This is a genomic window from Ruminococcus sp. 8Y-12, from assembly GCF_058119865.1.
The window spans coordinates 2390832-2409577 of the sequence record NZ_CM176623.1 but is presented as its reverse complement, the minus strand read 5'-3'; the positions used below and the strand labels follow the sequence as shown (position 1 = coordinate 2409577).

The following is an 18746-nucleotide window of genomic DNA, read 5'->3' as shown; positions in this document are numbered from 1 at the left end:
TCTTCCCTCCTATCTGTAATAGTTCATCTTATGCTCAATTTTTTCCATACCCCAGGCCACCAGGAAGTTAAACACATAGTAAAAGATACCGGCAGCCACATAGGGAGCCATGCTGGTTGTGGAGGAAGCCAGCGCCTTGGCAATGGTAAACATCTCGGACACCGCAATCACCATAGCCAGGGAGGTATCCTTTACCAGCGTAATTACTTCATTGGTCACGGAGGGGAGTATCCTCTTGATCACCTGCGGAAGAATAATGCGGAAAAATGTCTGTGTCCTGGAATAGCCCAGCAGTTTCGCTGCCTCATACTGTCCCACAGGCATGGACTCAATTCCTCCCCTGTAGATCTCCGCAAAATAGGCTGCATAGTTCAGCACAAATCCAATGATCACCGCAGTAAAGCGGTACGTTGAGGAAATCTGCAGCTTCAGCAGATAATAGGGGCCAAAATATACCACCATAACCTGCAGCATCAGAGGAGTTCCCCGCATGATAGATATGTACACTTTTGAAATACTTCGAATCAATTTATTTTTTGACATCCTGCCAAAGGTGATCACCATACCAAGCGGCATGGAAAACAACAAGGTCAGTCCAAATATTGCAATGGTAGTAAGCATTCCTCCCGATAGTTTTGATAACATCATCCAATATTCCATTTTTCTTCCTCCTTTCCTATGTAACCAAAAACAGGGCCGTTGCCTCCAATGCAACAGCCCTGCCTAACTGTTCTGACTTATTTGCCGATGGTTGTTATGTCCTTGCCAAACCACTTTGTGGAGATCTCCTCCAGTGTTCCGTCAGCTGCCATCTCCTCCAGTGTTGCCTGTACCTTATCTCTCAGCTCCTCATTGCCCTTTTTGAAGCCAATTCCATATTCCTCAGCAGCCAGCGTTTCCTCCAGCACTACGAAATCCGCCTGACGCTGTTCAATCTGATAGCTTGCCACCACATCATCCATGGCAATGGCGTCCACAGCTCCTGACTCCAGATCCATAAATGCGGTGTTGTAGTCAGCCACTGGGATCAGCTGTCCAAAGGAGCCGCTCAGCTCTGCGTCCTCGTTTAAGGCCGCTTCCGCGCTGGAATCTGTCTGAACATCCACTACCTTACCTGCCAAATCCGCCTTTGATGCGATCCCGGAATCTGCCTTCACCACAAATACCTGGCTGTTTTTCATATACGGCTCACTCCAGGTGTAGGAATCCTCACGCCCGGTCATAGTAAAACCGTTCCAGATACAGTCAATGGTTCCGGATTCCAGCTCCATGTCCTTTGCGTCCCAGGCAATAGGCTGGTACTTTACTTCCAGACCCATCCGGCTCGCAGCCTCTGCTGCCAGATCCAGGTCAAACCCGGTAAACTCTCCATCCTCACCTACAAATCCCATGGGCGGGAAGTCCTGGTCAAATCCTACGATAAATGTATTATCCCCATCCGCGCTGCCCTCATCTCCTGCTGCCTCGCTTCCGGTTTCCTTTGTTTCCTCTGTCTGTGCCTCAGACACAGCTGTGGTTTCAGCCTGTCCCGCCTCCGTCGCCGGCGCCTCTGCTGCCTTTGATCCGCACCCGGCTGTCATGGCTGCTACCATGGCTGCCGCTAAAATCATGCTCAGTGCTTTCTTTTTCATATACTTTCCTCCATACATATGCTCTTTTTCGTTCTTCACCAATGGATCACTCTACTATGGTAAATCAGCAAAATCATACTAGCATATTCTGAAGGAACTGTCAACAGGAACCCGAACTCTTGCCATATTTATCCATGGCCTCCTGCAGAAATTCTTCCGGATCAATGCCTGACATCTTTTTTGCCATGGCTTTTTTTACAATTTCCCTGTTCTGCTCCTCAATCCTCCGTATCTGTTCCTTGGGTACGGACAGATCTTTAAGCTTCCTGGCGTACTCTTCCCTGCTCAGGTACAGTGGCAGGAGAGACAGATAACGCTTCCAGGTCTCATTAGAGCGGACGATCCCGTAGGACTGCCACAGGCAGTCCGCAGCTTCCTCAAAGAGAAACAGCTTTGCGTAAGCCACAGCCATATTGTTGAGTATGGAGGCATAGAACTGGATTCCCAGGTTACCCGGATTTCTCTCCTTTAAGATCTGGTAGTACTCATTGACCGCATTGCTGTACATCTCATACTTTACCAGATAGTCCGCTTTCATTTTTCTTCTCAGATCCTCCGGCTGTATCTCGATTTTCATAATCTGATCCTGTATTTCCCTGTACTCCCCGGGCGTCAGATAACTGATCTCTTTAAAGATGGGCATGATAAACTTGACAATGCTCTCGTCCTCCCTCTCCAACTGTTCATGCAGCTTTCGGTACAGCCGTTTCAATCCCAGCTCATCCCGAATCCAAAGGCAAAGCTCCTCATTGACGATGGACTGGTCAATCAGGTATACATTCTGCTGCAGATAGAAGCATAGCTCTTCTATTGTATATATTTTTGTACTGATACTGGTAATGTAGTAGGGGCGCTCTGCCCTCTTCACCTGGCACAGATGATATCGGCCCATATTGGTTCTCCCTTCCATATTTCCTTATAATTCAAGCAAGGCCTCCCACTTTTTCCCGGCTGTAGGATAGAGATCCCCCAGCCCCAGGTCATCCAGCTTCACACTGCACCTGTTCCTGGCAGTAAATTCCAGGCTCATCCGGATTCTGGTAGCCTTGCCCGGCCGTTCGGGCAGGTTTGTCAGCTGCACGGTGTGAATCATCTGCTCTCCCTTCATACTTCTGGAATAAAGCTCTATCTCATGGGTATTGTCCAGGAGAAACTCACATTCATAATGCGCCATGTAGTAGCTGACGCCTGCTGTGATCATATTGTGGTAAGTCTCCTGCCCTCTCACCTGCATGCGCATGCCGATGTTAAACTCAATCATATCTGGACCGTTGTACAAAAACGCACCTATGGGCTGTATCCCTGTCTGGTCCATCACTCCGTAGCAAGCCCCTCTTGTATAAAGGTTTTTCCCCATGAACACATGGCGCTTTCGGCATAGAAAGAGCAGCGATTTCTGCATCCATTCTTTGCTGAAATCATCTCCTATGAGATATACGGATGAATACGGCTCATTTCCCATCATCTTCTGGGCCTGGTTCAGAAACAAGCGGTCCCTGTTTCTGTTCCACTCCTCATTCTCCTGGCCGCCTCTGGCCTTCTTATCCAGATGAAGCCTGGACCTCTTCTCCACATTCACAAACGCCGGTTTTGTACTGTAGTCAATTCGCAATTCATAGGCAGTGATTCCCTCTCTGCCATACTCAAAAAGAGCTACATTGTAATGCCAAAACTCTTTTTTCTGACTCAACGTATAATAAAAAAAGCTCTCCATATGATCCTGAAGGTATACATTCTCCCTGTCTATGTCCAGCATTTCCAAAGCCTGTACAATAGCTCTGGCCCAGACCGGCTTCATTTTCTCCATGGTAACCATGACAATCATCCTCTTTACCGGCCCGATGGAAGACAGCTTTTCAAAAGAATTTTTGAAAAAATTGGAGAGCAGGGCAATTCCCAGCTCCGCCCTCTGCTCAATCAGAGGAAACAGGTCCCTGGGCGTGGGAAACTGATGCTTCTCCTCTCCCGGTACAGAGCTCACAGTCATCGGCTCTGTATTATTCTGATGATAAAAGGTCATCTGTGAAAAATCATAACACAGATCAAACCCTATCAACACCTCATTCAATTCACTGGTCATATATGCCTCCATTGCCTATGTCAAAGTAAACAGACGGTCTACCAGACATTCCTGCTCCAGATAGGTTCTCATCGCAGTTCTGGCCGCCTGCTCCTCTTTTTTCTTCAGATGCTCCGCGATCTGATTGATCAGGTCATAGCGGGTCTTGTCCTGTGTGCTGTTCTTCTCACTCCAGGCACATACCAGCTCTTCCCCGTTCTTTACCACACCGTTCAATTCCTCATCAATATGGTAGACGATTTTCTCACCGTAAAACAGGGTAAACTCCCTTTCAAACACGCCCTCGTAGGCCGGCTTCATGAGTTCTGTCTTCTGAGCCGACTTTTCCCCTTTGCGGTCCTCTTTATAATAGGTAATGCTTACCGCTGCCCTGGGATTTGTGCGGTACTCAATAAAGCTCTTGTCCTGGAGCTGGAAGGCACGTATCAATGCAGGCTCAAATTTTTTGTAGAAGGCAAAGCGCAGCCCCCGGTACAGGAAACCTTCCACCAACTCCTGCGCGTTCTCCTGCTGATATTTTTCCAGCGTCGGACGCCTGGTATACCAAAGCAGCATAGCCAGCAGGCAGATATCCTGGGTGATTTTTCCTTTCTCGTAACCCCGCTCAATGTATTCAAACACCTGGTTCTTCACCGGAATCTCTTTCACAAAATAGTCGTAGGAACGGTAAATCACATAGGCCAGCAGCAATTTCTTTCTGCCCAGCTTTCTCCTGTAGGAGTCAAAAATCTCCTCCGTATCCTGCGCTCCGCATCTCACGAACAGCAGGACCATGAGTATCTTTTCCTCCAGGGCCATGGTGTCCAGTTCAAATTTTCTGCCTGCCTTCCACAAGGTCTTCATGGACTCCACGGGACCGTCATAGTATCTCAGCAGATAGGCCAGCACTGTCTCATCGTATTTCCCCTGTTCAAAGCAGAAATAGCAGATGGACACCAGCATTTCGTCCGCCTCATACTCCCTGCTCAGGATGTTTCTGCTGCACATGCGCACCAGGGATATGGGGCTCACCTTTTCCGGCCCATACTTCGAAACCAGTTCAAAGGCTTCTCTGCACATTCCCTCCGCAGTCAGCAGCTCCACCAGCTTTTTCTTATCCGTGCGGATAAAAATGTCATAGTCAATGTTGTGGAGATATTCGTAGAGGCTTTCGTCTCCCTGGTTGTCATAGTAATAGTCCAGAATATTCCGGCGTACTTCCTCCTTGTAGGTATCCTTTACCTCCTCCATGTCCAGAAGTCTGCCGAACTGCTCCGCATTCGAGCTGTTCACCGGATTCTCCCCATCCGCCATCCCGCAGGTGTAGAGCACCAGACCAGGGCTCTCAGGAGCCAGTTCCCTGCAGTATTCCATAAAATCACTGTTCTCCAGAATCCTGGTCAGGGTAAACGAAATGGAACGGGCATGGCGTATCCCCTCCCCATCCTCCAGAAAGATCTGGTAATCCGGAGTGTACAGCTGAATATAGGCACGCCCCTCTGAGACGGAGGTTCTCTGCTCTTTCTTCAACTGCTTGTGCATCACGATCACGCTGTGGATGTCTCTCTGGTCACACTGCAGTTCATAGGTGAACAATGCCTTTGTGAGGTGCTGCGCCATTTTCCGGTTCAGAACAGATCTTGTGAGAAAGGTCCCGTACAAGAAAGCCAGATCTTTGCTGATCTTACCAGCGGTAAGCTGGTCCACCATAAACTTTTCAATCATTGGACGGTAACTCTGATAGGTCTGGGGATCTCTTTCCCTGTTTTTTACCACATTGGCATATACCTGGGCCTTCTTGCGGTAATCCAGAGCATTATTATAGGAAAAATACATGCGGATCATTTTGGGAAGGGGTTTCCCCTCCTGTCCTCCCAGGGAATCCACATAGTATTCATACAGACCTGTGATGCGCAGATCCGCATCCACACCTCTTTCATACCATGTAAAATACTCGCTGCCGGTTTTGTGTCCCTTGATCAGCAGACTGCAGATCACATGGAGCAGACCATTGGAGGGACGCACCTGGTAACAGGTCCTCAAGATTTCGTAGAGCTCTTTTGAGTACTCCTTATGTCTGCCTGCCAGATCGCTGATCTGCATGATGATCTCCCCGCTTAACAGCTTTTCCCGGCATATAAATTTCAACACCTGTATTTCAAAATCCCCCAGCTTTTTCAAGAGCAGGGGAGACTTCTCTATGGTGTGGTAAGCCTCCAGATACATAATCCGGCTGCGGCAGCCCCGCACATACTGCTGCAAGATCGCCTCCAGCTTCTCTGCGGGATGAACCATGAGATTCTCCTGCAGATACAGTAAAAACCACTGAAGCTTCCAGTTCTCCGGATTCTGTAAAAACAGGCTGGATACCTGCTCCTCCACATAGTCGATATACTCCTTGTCTTTGTGGTAGAAGGTGGTCAGATACAGATAGTATCCCAAAATCTCTGGGGTATTCAGCCGTTCCTTGTGCTGGTCCAGGTTTTCCAAAATCATGCAGGCCGCATCCTGTTTGTCCGCAGCAAAAAAGAGCTGTGCCTGAAACAAGTCCAGCATGGTATGTGTGCCTCCGGCCTGGCGGTATTCTTCCAGAGCCTCCTGGGATCTGGTAATCCAGGCGTTAATATGGATGCGCCTAAGCCTGAAGTCAATGTAGAGTGAGAGGAGATTTGCCACCTGCCTCTGCTGCGCCAGATGTGCGCGTATCACCTGCCCATTTTCTGTGCAATGCACAAGCACCTGGAACTCCAATGTCTGAAACGGTGTTTTTACTGCTATTCTGCCCCAGTTTCTGCCCGGATGAAGCAGCCCGGGATCAATCAGATACTCCATCTGGTAAGTACTGCCTATAAACTCATCCGTAGTGACCAGCGGACGCTCCACTTTGAGAAACGGAGCATCTGAGGAAATCTCCAAGCGCATAAAGCCCCAGGTACTTTTACTCAAAACCAATGACTCCTGCACCTGCTGCTTAACGTCCCTGTAAACCGCTTCCTCTTTGTCCGCCTGCAGCCAGATTGCGCTCTTTTTATTCAGCCCGATCAGAAATTCCTCCAGACTGCTGTAATTGACAGACTGAGCGGTCAGCCCCTCATACAGGGAAATCCACTGTGGGTTTTCCTCATAGACCAGCCGTGAAAACCCAGGTGAAACAAAAATCAGGTACGCTTTCTGAAAATCCTCCTGGGCGAGCTTAATGAAATCCTCCATGTTTCCAATCACGGCTGTAGAGGTCTTTATTGCACTGCGCTCAATCTCTACTCTGTAGGGAATGCGATACTCGCCGGCATCCGTACAGATAGTAAAGACGCCCGAAAGCACCTCCCCTTCCTCCATGCCGGCCGTGTCCACCTCATACACAACCTTCTCACTTATGCCGTAAAATGCATCCGGTTCATAACCGACTCTTGCACTGGAGGAATAGATAAATCCCTTTATCTTCTTCTGAATCGGGCTTTCCACCTGAAAACTTCCACGGTAAATTTCCCCTTTTTTAACAGAGACGCTGATTTCTGTCTCAGATATCTGTATTCCAGGCGCTTCATATTCAAAAATTTCATTTATTAATTGATCAATTCTTCTCTTCAAAACGCTTCACCTTTCAAATATGCCTCTCATAGCTGACGGCATATTTCTTTGATCAGTATATCACCTTGTGCCCTTTTGGTGCAACTATTCCCGACATTTTTCTCCAGCATTTTTCTCCAAAATCAGCGAATAACCGTTACTGTTCGCCTCCTTTGGGTGCGCATATCAGCTGTAAACTGGCCTTTTTTGTATACACAGACATTAAAATACCCCACAGCAAGCTGCGGGGTATTTGACCATTCCATAAACAAGTTTTCCTAATTCAAAATCTTTTTGAGCTCATCCATAAAGGTATTTACATCTTTAAACTCCCGATACACAGAGGCAAACCTCACATAGGCCACTGCCTCCAGATCCTTGAGCTTGTCCATCACTATCTCACCGATCAGTTTGCTGGCAATCTCACGCTCTTCCCGGTTGAACAGTTCTGTCTCCACCTCATCAATCAACTTATTGATCTCCTGAACCGGTATCGGCCGTTTGTAACAGGCCCTCAGCACTCCGGCCTCAATCTTAGAACGATCATACTGCTCCCTGCTCTCATCCTTCTTAATTACGATCAGTGGAATCGTCTCCACCTTTTCATAGGTAGTAAACCGCTTTCCACACTCATCGCACAGTCTCCTTCTTCTGATGGAACTGTTGTCATCCGCTGGCCTGGAATCCACAACTCTTGTATTGTCCTGATTACAAAATGGGCATTTCATACTGCTCCTCCTCTGTTCTTTCCCTGACTGTCTCTGCGTACCTTATTTTCCGGAATTTATGGCAACTATTCAACAGGTCTGCGCATTTACAATTTATGTTAACTAGAGTATAGTCAATCCATCCCCTCCTGTCAAGAATAGATTGTTACAGTACACTAGTTGAAAGAACAGCGGTAACGATTCGGCAAGTCTATGCATATATTATAACAAGCATACTATGCCAAAGGAGCTGTCATGCGCCTGTGTGATTTACGCCAAAAAGAAGTAATCAACATCTGTACCTGCCGGTCTCTGGGTTGTGCCGTGGACGTGGATATTGACCCGCGCACCGGCTGCATCCTCTTCCTTATCGTCCCGGGGCCCGGAAAGCTCTGTTCCTTTCTGGGCAGAGACTCGGAATACGTCATTCCGTGGAAATGTATTACCCAGATCGGCTCAGATATCATACTAGTGGAAATAAACGAGGACGAGTGCAAAAAGAAGTGTGAATAGGCTACACTGCCTCTGTGCCATAGTATACCTTCATCAATTCTTCTAAGTAACACTGATCCAAAGCCCCGGCCGTCTCCATAGCGGAATGCATTGCCAGGATGGGGATACCGATATCCGCACTGTTAGGCAAAAGCCCGGACGCAACCATGGGTCCCACGGTGCTTCCCCCTTTGGAGCCGGACCGGGGATAATTGACTCTGCAGGGTACCCCGGCTATTCCGGCCAGCTGCATAAGCACTCCTGTCATCTCGCCGTCCGTGCAGTAACTCTGCCTTGCAGTGGTCTTGACTGCCACGCCCTCATTAAGACGAATTCCCGTGGTAGGATCTGTCTCATCTCTGTGGTTGGGGTGGTCTGCGTGCGCCACATCCAGGGACAGATAGCAGCCCGAAGCCATACTCTCCAAAAATGCCTGTCTGGTGTATCCCAGGCCGTAAAAAGCTCTCTCCAAAACACTTTCCAGAAGGTTTGAAGCAGCTCCGTTTCTGCTTCTGCTTCCGATCTCCTCGTGATCAAACAGGGCAATCACATCCATCCCCTCTGCACGGCTGCCCTCCGCTAAGCCCGTCAGACAAGCCTGCATGGATGTCAGATTGTCCAGTCTGGGCGCAAGCAGAAGTTCCCCATTCAGGCCTGCTGCGGTTCCCTGTTCCTGGTTGTACAGGCACATTTCATAGCTGAGGATATCCTCCTCCCTCACTTTTAGCCGCCTGGCCATCTCTTTTTGAAAGGCACCTTTTTGATACTCTCCGCATCCGGCTATGGGAATCAGGTCCGTCTGGGGTTTCACTGCAATCCCCTCATTGACCGAACGGTTTAAATGAATCGCCAGATTGGGAATCACAAAGATGGGCTCCTGAAAATCGATCAGGCGGGTATTGGTTTCAAAGGGATTATCTCCCCTCAGAATCACTCTGCCTGCCACAGACAGGGGTCTGTCCATCCAGGTATTCCAGATTCCTCCGCCATACTCTTCCACATTGATCTTCAGATAGTAGTCAGATTCCATATCCTTTCCGGCTTTGATGCGCAGCCCCGGACTGTCAATATGAGCGGAGGAGATCCTCACTGACTGCGTGGAACCTCCCTCCGGGTTGACCCGAAAGGCAATGACCGTGGTACCGAAGGGACAGACATAGTATTTTCCACCCCTTTTCAGGTTCCAGCTCTCCCTCCAGCCCAGTTTTGTGTACCCAGCCTGCTGAAGTTGTGCTTCAGCCTCCCCGGCCGCATGAAACGGGGAGGTTGATTTGGATATGGTATTCATTAAACGCATTACTGTCGTTTCTTTCATCATGGGATACGCTTCCTTTTCTTCCTTTATTATATCTAATCTATTACATCCTCCCCCAATGTCCCTCTGTTATTCATCTTTTTGATAGGATTCCTGCTTATATCTTGTGATATCATGACAGGAAATGAGACATGCCTCTTCTTTTCCCCACCGAATCACACTGGCGTCCGCCATGGTCCAAATGTTCAGGAAAGGATTGTACACCTCCAAAGTCCTGTTGCCCACTCTTTTAATATCCCTTACCGGACAATGTTCACAGGGATGATCTCTATGAAAAAACGCTCCGTGACAGCTCATACCGACCTTTGCATCCGGCACTGTGCGCAGGGTTTTCGCATTGATATAGAGAAGCGCATAGGTGTCAGGATCAATCACATAAATCCAGGAATCCTGATTATCAAGTATCATCCTGAGATTCTCAGCGATGGACACCGCCTGGTCCTGAGCCCGCTTTTTCAGCAGAAAAGTGGATAACAGCTCTGAGACAAAGATCAACGCATCGATTTGGTTCTGTGTCCACCTGCGCAGTACCGTGCAGTCATCAAAGCCCACAAAACCGATGAACCTACCTCCATCGCGCACCGCACACTGAAGCATGGAGCGGACATTCTGTCGGCGGAGCATGGAGCGGTGCTCTTGGGGCAGTGCTGCTATGTCCTGGCAGTAGAAGATCCCATTCTCGTCAAAATTCTCCCGGTATTTTCCACCCATCTTTTTATAGTTCACATTTTGCAGCCGATACATCTGGGAGGGAATTCCCTGATTGCACCACTCAAAGGTATTTCGGGTATGCATGCCGTCCTTTGCATCCTCATAGATATAAACTCTGCTTACATTGTACTTACGCCCCACAATCTCCAGGATTCCATTAATTGCTTTCTCCACATCTTCCGTCTCATACAGCTTTTGAAAAGCCTGAAGCACAAAGCTGTCGACACTGACTCCCTTCACCTCGTCCGATTCTATACGGGTACCTGCTGTAAAAGCCATATCCACATTTCTCCCAAAAGCCCCTGACATTTTCTCTCCATTATAAATTTCGTAACAGTCCTTCCCTCTCTGTTTAGCTTGGTAAAGCGCCCTGTCACATCTCTGAAAAAGATTCTGGAAATCCATTCCGTCCTGGGGACACCTGGAAACCCCAATGCTGCAGGACAGGCTGAACTTCTGCAGCTCATCCATATGTACACTCCGAAAGGCTTTGACCACCTCTGACGCCTTTTTCTCTAGATAATCCTCCCCAAAATTGTACTGGAGAAAGACCAAAAATTCGTCCCCTCCAAACCTGGAGACAATGTCCCACGCCCCAAAGAGCTCTCGGAGACGAAAGGCCGCCTCCGCCAGCACCGCATCCCCAAACATGTGGCCATGCAGGTCATTAACCTGCTTAAAATTGTCCAGATCAATGATCATCATTGCGAGCCTCTCCCCGTCTCTTCTGCGGTCCAGCCTGAGCTGAATCTTCTCACGGGCGGTGTTTTTATTGTACAGCCTGGTCAGCGCATCCTGCTGCGCCATATCCGTAAGGGCCTGAATTCTCTTTTTCTCTTTATCAATGTCCAGAATGACGCCCACCGCTTTTACCGGTTCATTCTCATCATTAAACTGGGTGGTAGCGCGGACCCTGCACCAGCGGTATTTTCCCTGGGCATCCGCAATCCGCAGTTCTGTCTCCCCATAGGGTATCCCGGATGCGATCTCGTCCATCCACTTCCTCAAGCCCTGGATATCCTCCGGAAACAGATGGGAATCCCACTGCAGCCTGGAAAAAATCTTGTTATTTAAAGGCTTATATCCAAATTTCTTCTCCCAATTTGAGGAGTAAAACACCTCACCCGTCCTCAGATCTCCCTCAAAAATGATATCATTTGTCTGATCCTGTATCACCCGGTAGCGCTCCATAGTAAGGCGCAGTTCCTCCTGGACCCGCTTGATCTGGGTGACGTCTGTAAGAACACCGTTCAGGCACTCCACTCCGTCCTTCTCTGTCTCCAAATAACATTTGTCCAGTACCCACACCGTTCTTCCATCCTTAGCAATCAGGCGGTATTCCTGTTCCTGTGTTTTTCCGGCGTTAAATCCCTGACGGAGACGGCTGCGAACAGACATTCTGTCATCCGGGTGGATTATCTCCATATAGCGGTTGTGGAACCTCTCCTCTATCTCTTTGCGCCGGTAACCAAGCAGGGTGAGAAATCCCTCATTCATATACCTGAGCGTCAGCCATTGATCATTGATACATTGACGGACACCGGCAAGTATATTCTGAATGGGAGGAATCCCATCCTCCAATGCCCGGCCAGAATCCGGGGCTTTTTGCCTCCAGATAATCAGCACCTTATGGCGTCTGGGACTGTCTATATCCACCCGCAGCGCTGTGGACTCATACCAGATGTACTCTCCGCTGGTACGGTGGAGAACTCTGTACGAGTAAGTGCGCTTGATGATACCTCTGCTGAAAAATTCTTCTATATAATTCTCTATAGTCTCCAGTACCACCTCACGGTCTTCGGGGTGCACCGCATTTTCCACGAAAGCCTGGTATGATTCCTCAAATGTGCCGCCTGATCTAAGATCCGCAAAGTCTTCATTCTGCTGATAAACCAGATGGTAAATCCCGCTGTCAATATCTACCTCCAAAACAGTGGACTCAATGTAGCGCAGCAATGCAAAATATTTCATCTGCCCGATTTCCGGAATACTTTCCACATGGGACGGCACTGACATGGAAGCTGTTTGTACGATCTCTGCTTTTGGCTGCTGTCCATCCGCATACTCTCTTGTCAGCTCAAAAAAGGATTCCCTTACGTTTTTCAGACACTCCAGCAACTTTGGTGAAAAACTGCCGCACTCACCATTTAAAATCATTGTCAGGGCCCGCTGGGGAGGTATTGCCTTTTTATAAACGCGATCTGTGGTGAGGGCATCATAAGCGTCCGCGATTCCCACTGCCTGGGCACATACCGGGATATTGTCCCCCTTCAGCCTGTCCGGATAACCGCCCCCATCCCAGCGTTCATGATGATAACGGCAGATATTGTAAGCATAGCGAAGATACTCTTTGTCCCCCATCCGGTCAAGGCCTGTCAGAATTTCACACCCTTTTAACGTGTGGGTTTTCATCACTTCAAATTCTTCCTGATTCAGCCTCCCCGGTTTATTGAGTATGGTGTCCGCGATAGAGATCTTTCCAATATCATGCAGCGCGGCAGCCTCCGCAATAACCCCCACTGCTCTCTCGTTTAATTCATACTCCGGACAGTAGCGCATCACATTCTCCAGCAACAGCTTTGTGAACATCCGGATACGCAGGACATGCTGCCCTGTCTCCATGCTGCGGTGTTCAATGACGGAAGAAAGCGTATCCATAATGACATCCCTGGATTCTCTCAGCTTTGCCGCCTGCTCCCCCACCATCTCTTCCAGATGCATTTTATGCCGGTTCAGATCCACGGCATTCTGAACACGCCTTCTCACCACATGGGGCTCAAAGGGCTTAATAATTATATCCGCCGCTCCCAGATCAAAAGCCCGCACCTCATTCTCTATGGAGTTCTCAGAGGTTATGACAATTACTGGTATGTATGCCATGAGACCTGCCCTGGTCATCTCCTCCATAACCTGGTAACCATTTTTTACCGGCATAACCACATCCAGGAGTACTGCCGCCAAGGAGCTTCTGTACTGCTGAATCAGCATGAACGCCTGGGCACCATTCTCAGCCTCCAGCAGATTGTATTCCTGTTCAAAAAGGCTGCGGAGAATCGCACGGTTGACTTCCATATCATCCACCAGAAGAAGGGTATCCCTTTTCTCCATCTCGCTCTCCCCTCCGCCCCCGGTCAGCCTTACCGGGAGCTGCACGCATATGCAGCACCCATTACTCCTCCTTCCAGTTTCCCCTCTTGAAGGCAGTACAATCAGGCCTGTTCTGCGCAAACATTATTGATTTTAGTATATTTCATTGCATACCTTCTGTCAAGCATCCCCCTTTTGGGAGAAAGCATTTCCTTCTATATTTTTCCTGATTTCTCTTTACAAACCACCTAAATATGGTATAATAACTTTATCACATTTTTTATGTTATAAAACAATATTTTTGTTATAAAACATAAAAAAGAACCAATATGGTTACAGTTCACTCAGGTCTGAGCATTTACTGCTCAGGCCCTAAGAAAATGATTCAAGGGTACATAAATCCCATTGCCGCAGGCGATTTTGCATGGATTTATGCATGTTACTGTGAACGTGTGAACAGTAACCCGATATGAACTGCTGACGCAGATCAAAGAAGGGAGAAAAGCTATGATAAATGAGAGTATTAAAAAACTGGTAAGCTATGGTCTGGAAACCGGACTGATTCGGCAGGAGGATGCTGTTTTCACTACCAATGCAATTTTGGAATTGCTCAAGCTGGAGGATTACGAAGAGCCTGCTGAAGAATACATAAACGTCAATTTAGAAGAAACGCTGGCGGAAATTCTGGACTATGCCGCTGCCAACGGACTTTTGCCGGAGGACAGCGTTACCTACCGTGATCTTTTTGACACAAAAGTGATGGGCCTTCTGACTCCCCGCCCCCACGAGGTTATTGAAAAATTCCAGCAGCTTTTTACGCATTCCCCACAGGAGGCCACAGACTACTATTACCGATTCAGCCAGGACACGGATTACATTCGCCGTTACCGCATCTGTAAGGATCAAAAGTGGGTGACGTCCACCCCCTATGGCGATCTGGATATCACAGTCAACCTCTCCAAACCGGAAAAGGACCCAAAGGCTATCGCTGCCGCCAAACTGGCCAAACAGAGCGGCTACCCCAAATGTCAGCTCTGTATTGAGAATGTGGGATATGCAGGGCGCACCAACCACCCAGCAAGACAGAACCACCGTGTGATTCCTGTCACGGTAAACGGCAGCCAGTGGGGATTCCAATATTCTCCCTACGTCTACTACAATGAGCACTGCATTGTGTTTAACTACGAGCATATCCCCATGAAGATTGAGAGGGACACTTTTGCCAAACTGCTGGACTTTGTGCGCCAGTTCCCTCACTATTTCGTGGGTTCCAACGCAGATCTGCCCATAGTGGGAGGCTCCATCTTAAGCCACGACCACTTCCAGGGGGGACACTATGAGTTCGCAATGGCAAAAGCCCCTCTGGAGAGTACTTTTACCATTCCCGGCTATGAGGATGTAAAGTCCGGCATTGTAAAATGGCCTATGTCGGTGATCCGTCTGAAATCCTGTGACCCGGCAAGACTCATTGATCTGGCTGACCACATTCTGACTGTCTGGAGAGAATATACGGATGAGGAGTCTTTTGTCTATGCATACACAGAAGGGGAACCCCACAACACCATCACTCCCATCGCCAGAAGACGGGGAGATGCCTATGAACTGGACCTGGTGCTGCGCAACAATATCACCACAGAGGAACATCCCCTGGGCGTTTATCATCCACATGCAGAGCTGCACCACATTAAGAAGGAAAACATCGGTTTGATAGAAGTTATGGGACTGGCAGTGCTTCCCGCCAGACTGAAATCCGAACTGGAACAGCTTGCAGACTGCCTGGTAACTGGAGCCGATCCCCGCTCCAATGAGGTTCTGGAAAAACATGCAGATTGGGTGGAGGAATTTCTTCCCAAGTACGATGCCGTCACGAAGGACAATGTGATGCAGATCCTTCAACAGGAGGTTGGGACTGTCTTTATGCAGGTTTTGGAGCACGCAGGCGTGTACAAATGTACTGCACAGGGCAGGGAAGGTTTCCTTCGCTTTATAGAAAAACTGTAACTGTGAAGGCACTGAACAGCTGCGAGAAACTGTAAAAACAGATAGAAAGAGAGTGCTCTATGAACTTACAGGCTGGCTACACAAGTTCCGCTCATTTTAAATGTCTGGAAGATCTCCGCAGGGATTATGTGGATCTGTATCTGAGCTACTGCGGTACGGAAAACTGTTTTCCGGGATTTGGCTTTGGGCCTCAGGCACGTACCGAGTATGTACTGCACGTGGTCACCAAGGGAAAGGGGATCTTTCAAACTGGTCAGAAAACCTTTCCCCTGAAAGCCGGACAGGCGTTCCTCATATTCCCCGGAGAGGAAACCTACTATGAGGCGGATAAGCGGGAACCCTGGTCGTACATTTGGGTTGGCTTTAATGGTCTGAAGGCAAACGAATGCGCAGCAGGTGCAGGCTTTACTAAGGAGGCGCCCACGGGCACCTTCTCCTGTACAGAAGCGCTGGTGGGCTATGTGGACCAGATGCTGGAGGCTCATCAGCTCACCTATGCCAATGAGTTGAAGCGAAACAGCTGTATGCTGCTCTTTTTTGCAGCTCTAATTGAAGACCACCAATCCGCTTCCCAGGATGCCTTTAATTACGACTACCCTGGCTCCGTCTACGTGAAGCAGGCGGTCAACTATCTCTCTCTCAACTATTCACAGCGTATAAAGATTAACGACCTTGCAAAGTATATCGGAATCAACCGCAGTTACCTGACGAACAGCTTTAAAAAGGTCATGAAAGTTTCTCCACAGGAATTTCTGGTGAATCTTAGAATGGAAAAGGCTGTTTCCCTCCTATCCCAGACTGATCTTTCGGTGGGCGCCATTGCGTCCCATGTGGGCTATGAGGACCCTTTGGCCTTCTCCAAAATCTTTAAGCAGAAGTACGGTCTCAGTCCCAAAACCTACCGCGAGACACCGGAATTGCTGATCACCGGCACGAAAAAGAGAGAGACTGACGGGATGTGAAATGGTCCCGCATTTCCTCCAGATACAGCTCCACAGGCTGATAGTCGCCCTGCATCTGAGGTAGGAGAATTCCCCCATTCATAAGCGCTGCACCTGTATATACTCTGTCCCCGTTAACGCGGTATCTTTTCTGCCCATCCAGGCCTCTCAGGCAGATGTGGCAGGGCAGCATATTTGCCTTTGGCTCTATCACCGCCCCCTGCACCAGGGCCTCCCCCTTATCCGGAGATACAAATTGCCAGAGCGCAAATCGGGTTTCCCTAAAGGGATCTGTCAGCCGGTAGTAATCCCCCTGATGAATCAACTTCCAGTATTTTTTGCAGGTCTGTATCTGCTGCTTAACTTGGTGCTTCTCCTCCTCAGTGAGCTTATTCAAGTCCAGCTCATAGCCAAAGCTTCCGGCCATAGCCACAACAGCCCTTGTGGAAAGAGGAGTGATTCTCCCCGTCTGATGGTTGGGAACTGCGGAAACATGACTACCCATTGCTGATATGGGATACCCGAAGGAGGTACCATACTGTATCTTAATGCGGTCTATGGCATCCGTGTTGTCGCTGCACCAGATCTGAGGTGAGTAATACAGCATTCCTGCGTCGAACCGCCCTCCCCCGCCGCTGCATCCCTCCAACAAAAGTTCCGGATAACGGTGAATGAGTTTTTCCAAAAATTCATAGATTCCAAGCACATAGCGGTGCGCCGCCTCTCCCTGGCGGCTGGCTGGCAGCTTATCGGAGTATACCTCATTGATACTTCGGTTCATATCCCACTTAATATACTCTATGTTGGCGCTGTCCAATACCAGGCACATCTTTTCAAAAATGTAATCCCGCACCTCTGTCCTGGACATATCCAGAACCAGCTGGCTTCTGGAGCGCACGGGCTCTCTCCCGGGCATTCTTAAAACCCAGTCCGGGTGCCTGCGGTAGAGGTCACTGTCCTCTGATATCATTTCCGGTTCAAACCAAAGTCCAAACTTCATGCCCAGTACATTCACCTTATCTACCAGAGGTTTCAGTCCTCCCTTTAGCTTCCCGATATTGACCTCCCAGTCTCCCAATCCGGTACCGTCGCTGTCCCTCTTTCCAAACCACCCGTCATCTAATACCAGCATTTCTACACCGAGTTCTGCCGCTCCCTGCGCAATCTTGAGAATTTTGTCCTGGTCAAAGTCAAAGTAAGTGGCCTCCCAGTTATTGATCAGTATGGGCCTTCTCATATCCCGGTATTTCCCCCTGCAAAGATGAGTGCGCATGGCTCTGTGCAGGTTCCTGGACATGGCTCCAAACCCGTTGGGACTGTAGGAGAGGATCACCTCAGGAGCAGTGAATTCCTGTCCCCCCTCCAGCACCCAGTTAAACTTCCTGCTATGAATTCCCATCACAACCCTGGCCTGGTTCTGCTGGTCTACTTCCACTTTGGCTTCAAAATTTCCGCTGTACACTAAAGCCATCCCATAACAGTCTCCCCAGTCCTCATTCGCCTTCTGGTCACAGAGTACTATGAAAGGGTTGTGATGGTGGCTGGAGGTTCCTCTCACACTCTCCACAGAAAAAATACCATGCCCCAGAGGCCTTCGCTCTGCCAGGCGCTCCATGGCATGGCGGCCGTAAAAATGCATCAGATTCCATTCCCCCCTGGGAAAATCCAGGCAGATAGAAGCCGCTCTTTGAAGACACACGGATGACTCTCCCCGGTTTATGACTCTTACGGATCGGGTGATGATATCATAATCCTCCCAGACGCTGTATAGCAGCGCTATCTCTATCGCCGCAACCCTATCCCTGAGCACAATCTCCAGTGTGTTTGCATCCTGGCTGTCCCCATACATTGCCGGAAGTCCTTTCAGGGCATATTTCCCAGGCATGATGCGGTATGAGTCATACCGCAGATCCAGCCCTCTGCTTCCGTCCTCATACTCCACCGCAATGCTGGGTATTCTGAAATCCCCATTTTCATCTCCAGTGTATTCCTGGGGCATCACATCCAGGGAAAATTCCCTATTTTCTCCCACATCCCAGGGATTTCCGGAAAATCCAATATCCTGTTCCGTCAGCAGGTATCCCATATCCTGCGCTTCCACTTTCTTCCCATAATACTGATGAATCAGAAACCCATAAGTGTTCACTTTCATCTGATAGGTTCCGTTTCTGGTCTGTAATGTGAATAACCCTTTCGGTTCCTCAACTGCAATTCCCATCTGTGCGTTCCTCCTTT

Annotated in this window: 12 protein-coding genes; 3 read left to right on the top strand and 9 right to left on the bottom strand. The window is 48.9% G+C overall.

Annotated features, from left to right (window positions below; genetic code table 11):
* Positions 1-9: 9 nt before the first annotated feature.
* The 6 genes from AC0THY_RS08830 to nrdR form a co-directional block, all read right to left on the bottom strand.
* Positions 10-660, bottom strand: a complete 651-nt coding sequence (locus AC0THY_RS08830; protein WP_489994058.1) for an amino acid ABC transporter permease — start codon at positions 658-660, stop codon at positions 10-12.
* Between the two features lie 77 nt (positions 661-737).
* A complete protein-coding gene (locus AC0THY_RS08825; RefSeq protein WP_489994057.1) occupies positions 738-1631 on the bottom strand; it encodes an amino acid ABC transporter substrate-binding protein in 894 nt (297 codons plus the stop codon).
* Between the two features lie 100 nt (positions 1632-1731).
* Positions 1732-2523 carry a hypothetical protein gene (locus AC0THY_RS08820; RefSeq protein WP_489994056.1) on the bottom strand — a complete coding sequence of 264 codons (792 nt, stop codon included), beginning with the start codon at positions 2521-2523 and terminating at the stop codon, positions 1732-1734.
* Positions 2524-2547: 24 nt separating this feature from the next.
* On the bottom strand, positions 2548-3711 hold the full coding sequence (locus AC0THY_RS08815; protein ID WP_489994055.1) for a DUF5716 family protein: 1164 nt from the start codon (positions 3709-3711) through the stop codon (positions 2548-2550).
* Positions 3712-3726: 15 nt separating this feature from the next.
* Positions 3727-7278: a DUF5717 family protein gene (locus AC0THY_RS08810; RefSeq protein ID WP_489994054.1), complete on the bottom strand. Its 3552-nt coding sequence runs from the start codon at positions 7276-7278 to the stop codon at positions 3727-3729.
* A 257-nt stretch (positions 7279-7535) separates the two neighbouring features.
* A complete protein-coding gene (gene nrdR / locus AC0THY_RS08805; RefSeq protein WP_489994053.1) occupies positions 7536-7985 on the bottom strand; it encodes a transcriptional regulator NrdR in 450 nt (149 codons plus the stop codon).
* A gap of 234 nt (positions 7986-8219) precedes the next feature.
* Here nrdR and AC0THY_RS08800 point away from each other — a divergent pair, with 234 nt between their 5' ends.
* Complete coding sequence (locus tag AC0THY_RS08800) at positions 8220-8477, top strand: YlmC/YmxH family sporulation protein (RefSeq protein WP_489994052.1); 258 nt, start codon at positions 8220-8222, stop codon at positions 8475-8477.
* A gap of 1 nt (position 8478) precedes the next feature.
* On the opposite strand, the gene AC0THY_RS08795 is transcribed toward AC0THY_RS08800, so the two are convergent.
* Both AC0THY_RS08795 and AC0THY_RS08790 read right to left on the bottom strand, forming a co-directional pair.
* The gene (locus AC0THY_RS08795; protein ID WP_489994051.1) at positions 8479-9774 is read right to left on the bottom strand and encodes a M18 family aminopeptidase; all 1296 of its coding nucleotides are present in this window, start codon (positions 9772-9774) and stop codon (positions 8479-8481) included.
* Positions 9775-9840: 66 nt separating this feature from the next.
* Complete coding sequence (locus AC0THY_RS08790) at positions 9841-13590, bottom strand: diguanylate cyclase domain-containing protein (RefSeq protein ID WP_489994050.1); 3750 nt, start codon at positions 13588-13590, stop codon at positions 9841-9843.
* A gap of 486 nt (positions 13591-14076) precedes the next feature.
* Here AC0THY_RS08790 and galT point away from each other — a divergent pair, with 486 nt between their 5' ends.
* Both galT and AC0THY_RS08780 read left to right on the top strand, forming a co-directional pair.
* On the top strand, positions 14077-15570 hold the full coding sequence (gene galT / locus AC0THY_RS08785; RefSeq protein WP_489994049.1) for a UDP-glucose--hexose-1-phosphate uridylyltransferase: 1494 nt from the start codon (positions 14077-14079) through the stop codon (positions 15568-15570).
* A 59-nt stretch (positions 15571-15629) separates the two neighbouring features.
* Positions 15630-16532: an AraC family transcriptional regulator gene (locus tag AC0THY_RS08780; RefSeq protein WP_489994048.1), complete on the top strand. Its 903-nt coding sequence runs from the start codon at positions 15630-15632 to the stop codon at positions 16530-16532.
* On the opposite strand, the gene AC0THY_RS08775 is transcribed toward AC0THY_RS08780, so the two are convergent.
* Positions 16495-18729, bottom strand: a complete 2235-nt coding sequence (locus AC0THY_RS08775; protein ID WP_489994047.1) for an alpha-galactosidase — start codon at positions 18727-18729, stop codon at positions 16495-16497. The genes AC0THY_RS08780 and AC0THY_RS08775 overlap by 38 nt on opposite strands.
* Between the last annotated feature and the right edge of the window lie 17 nt (positions 18730-18746).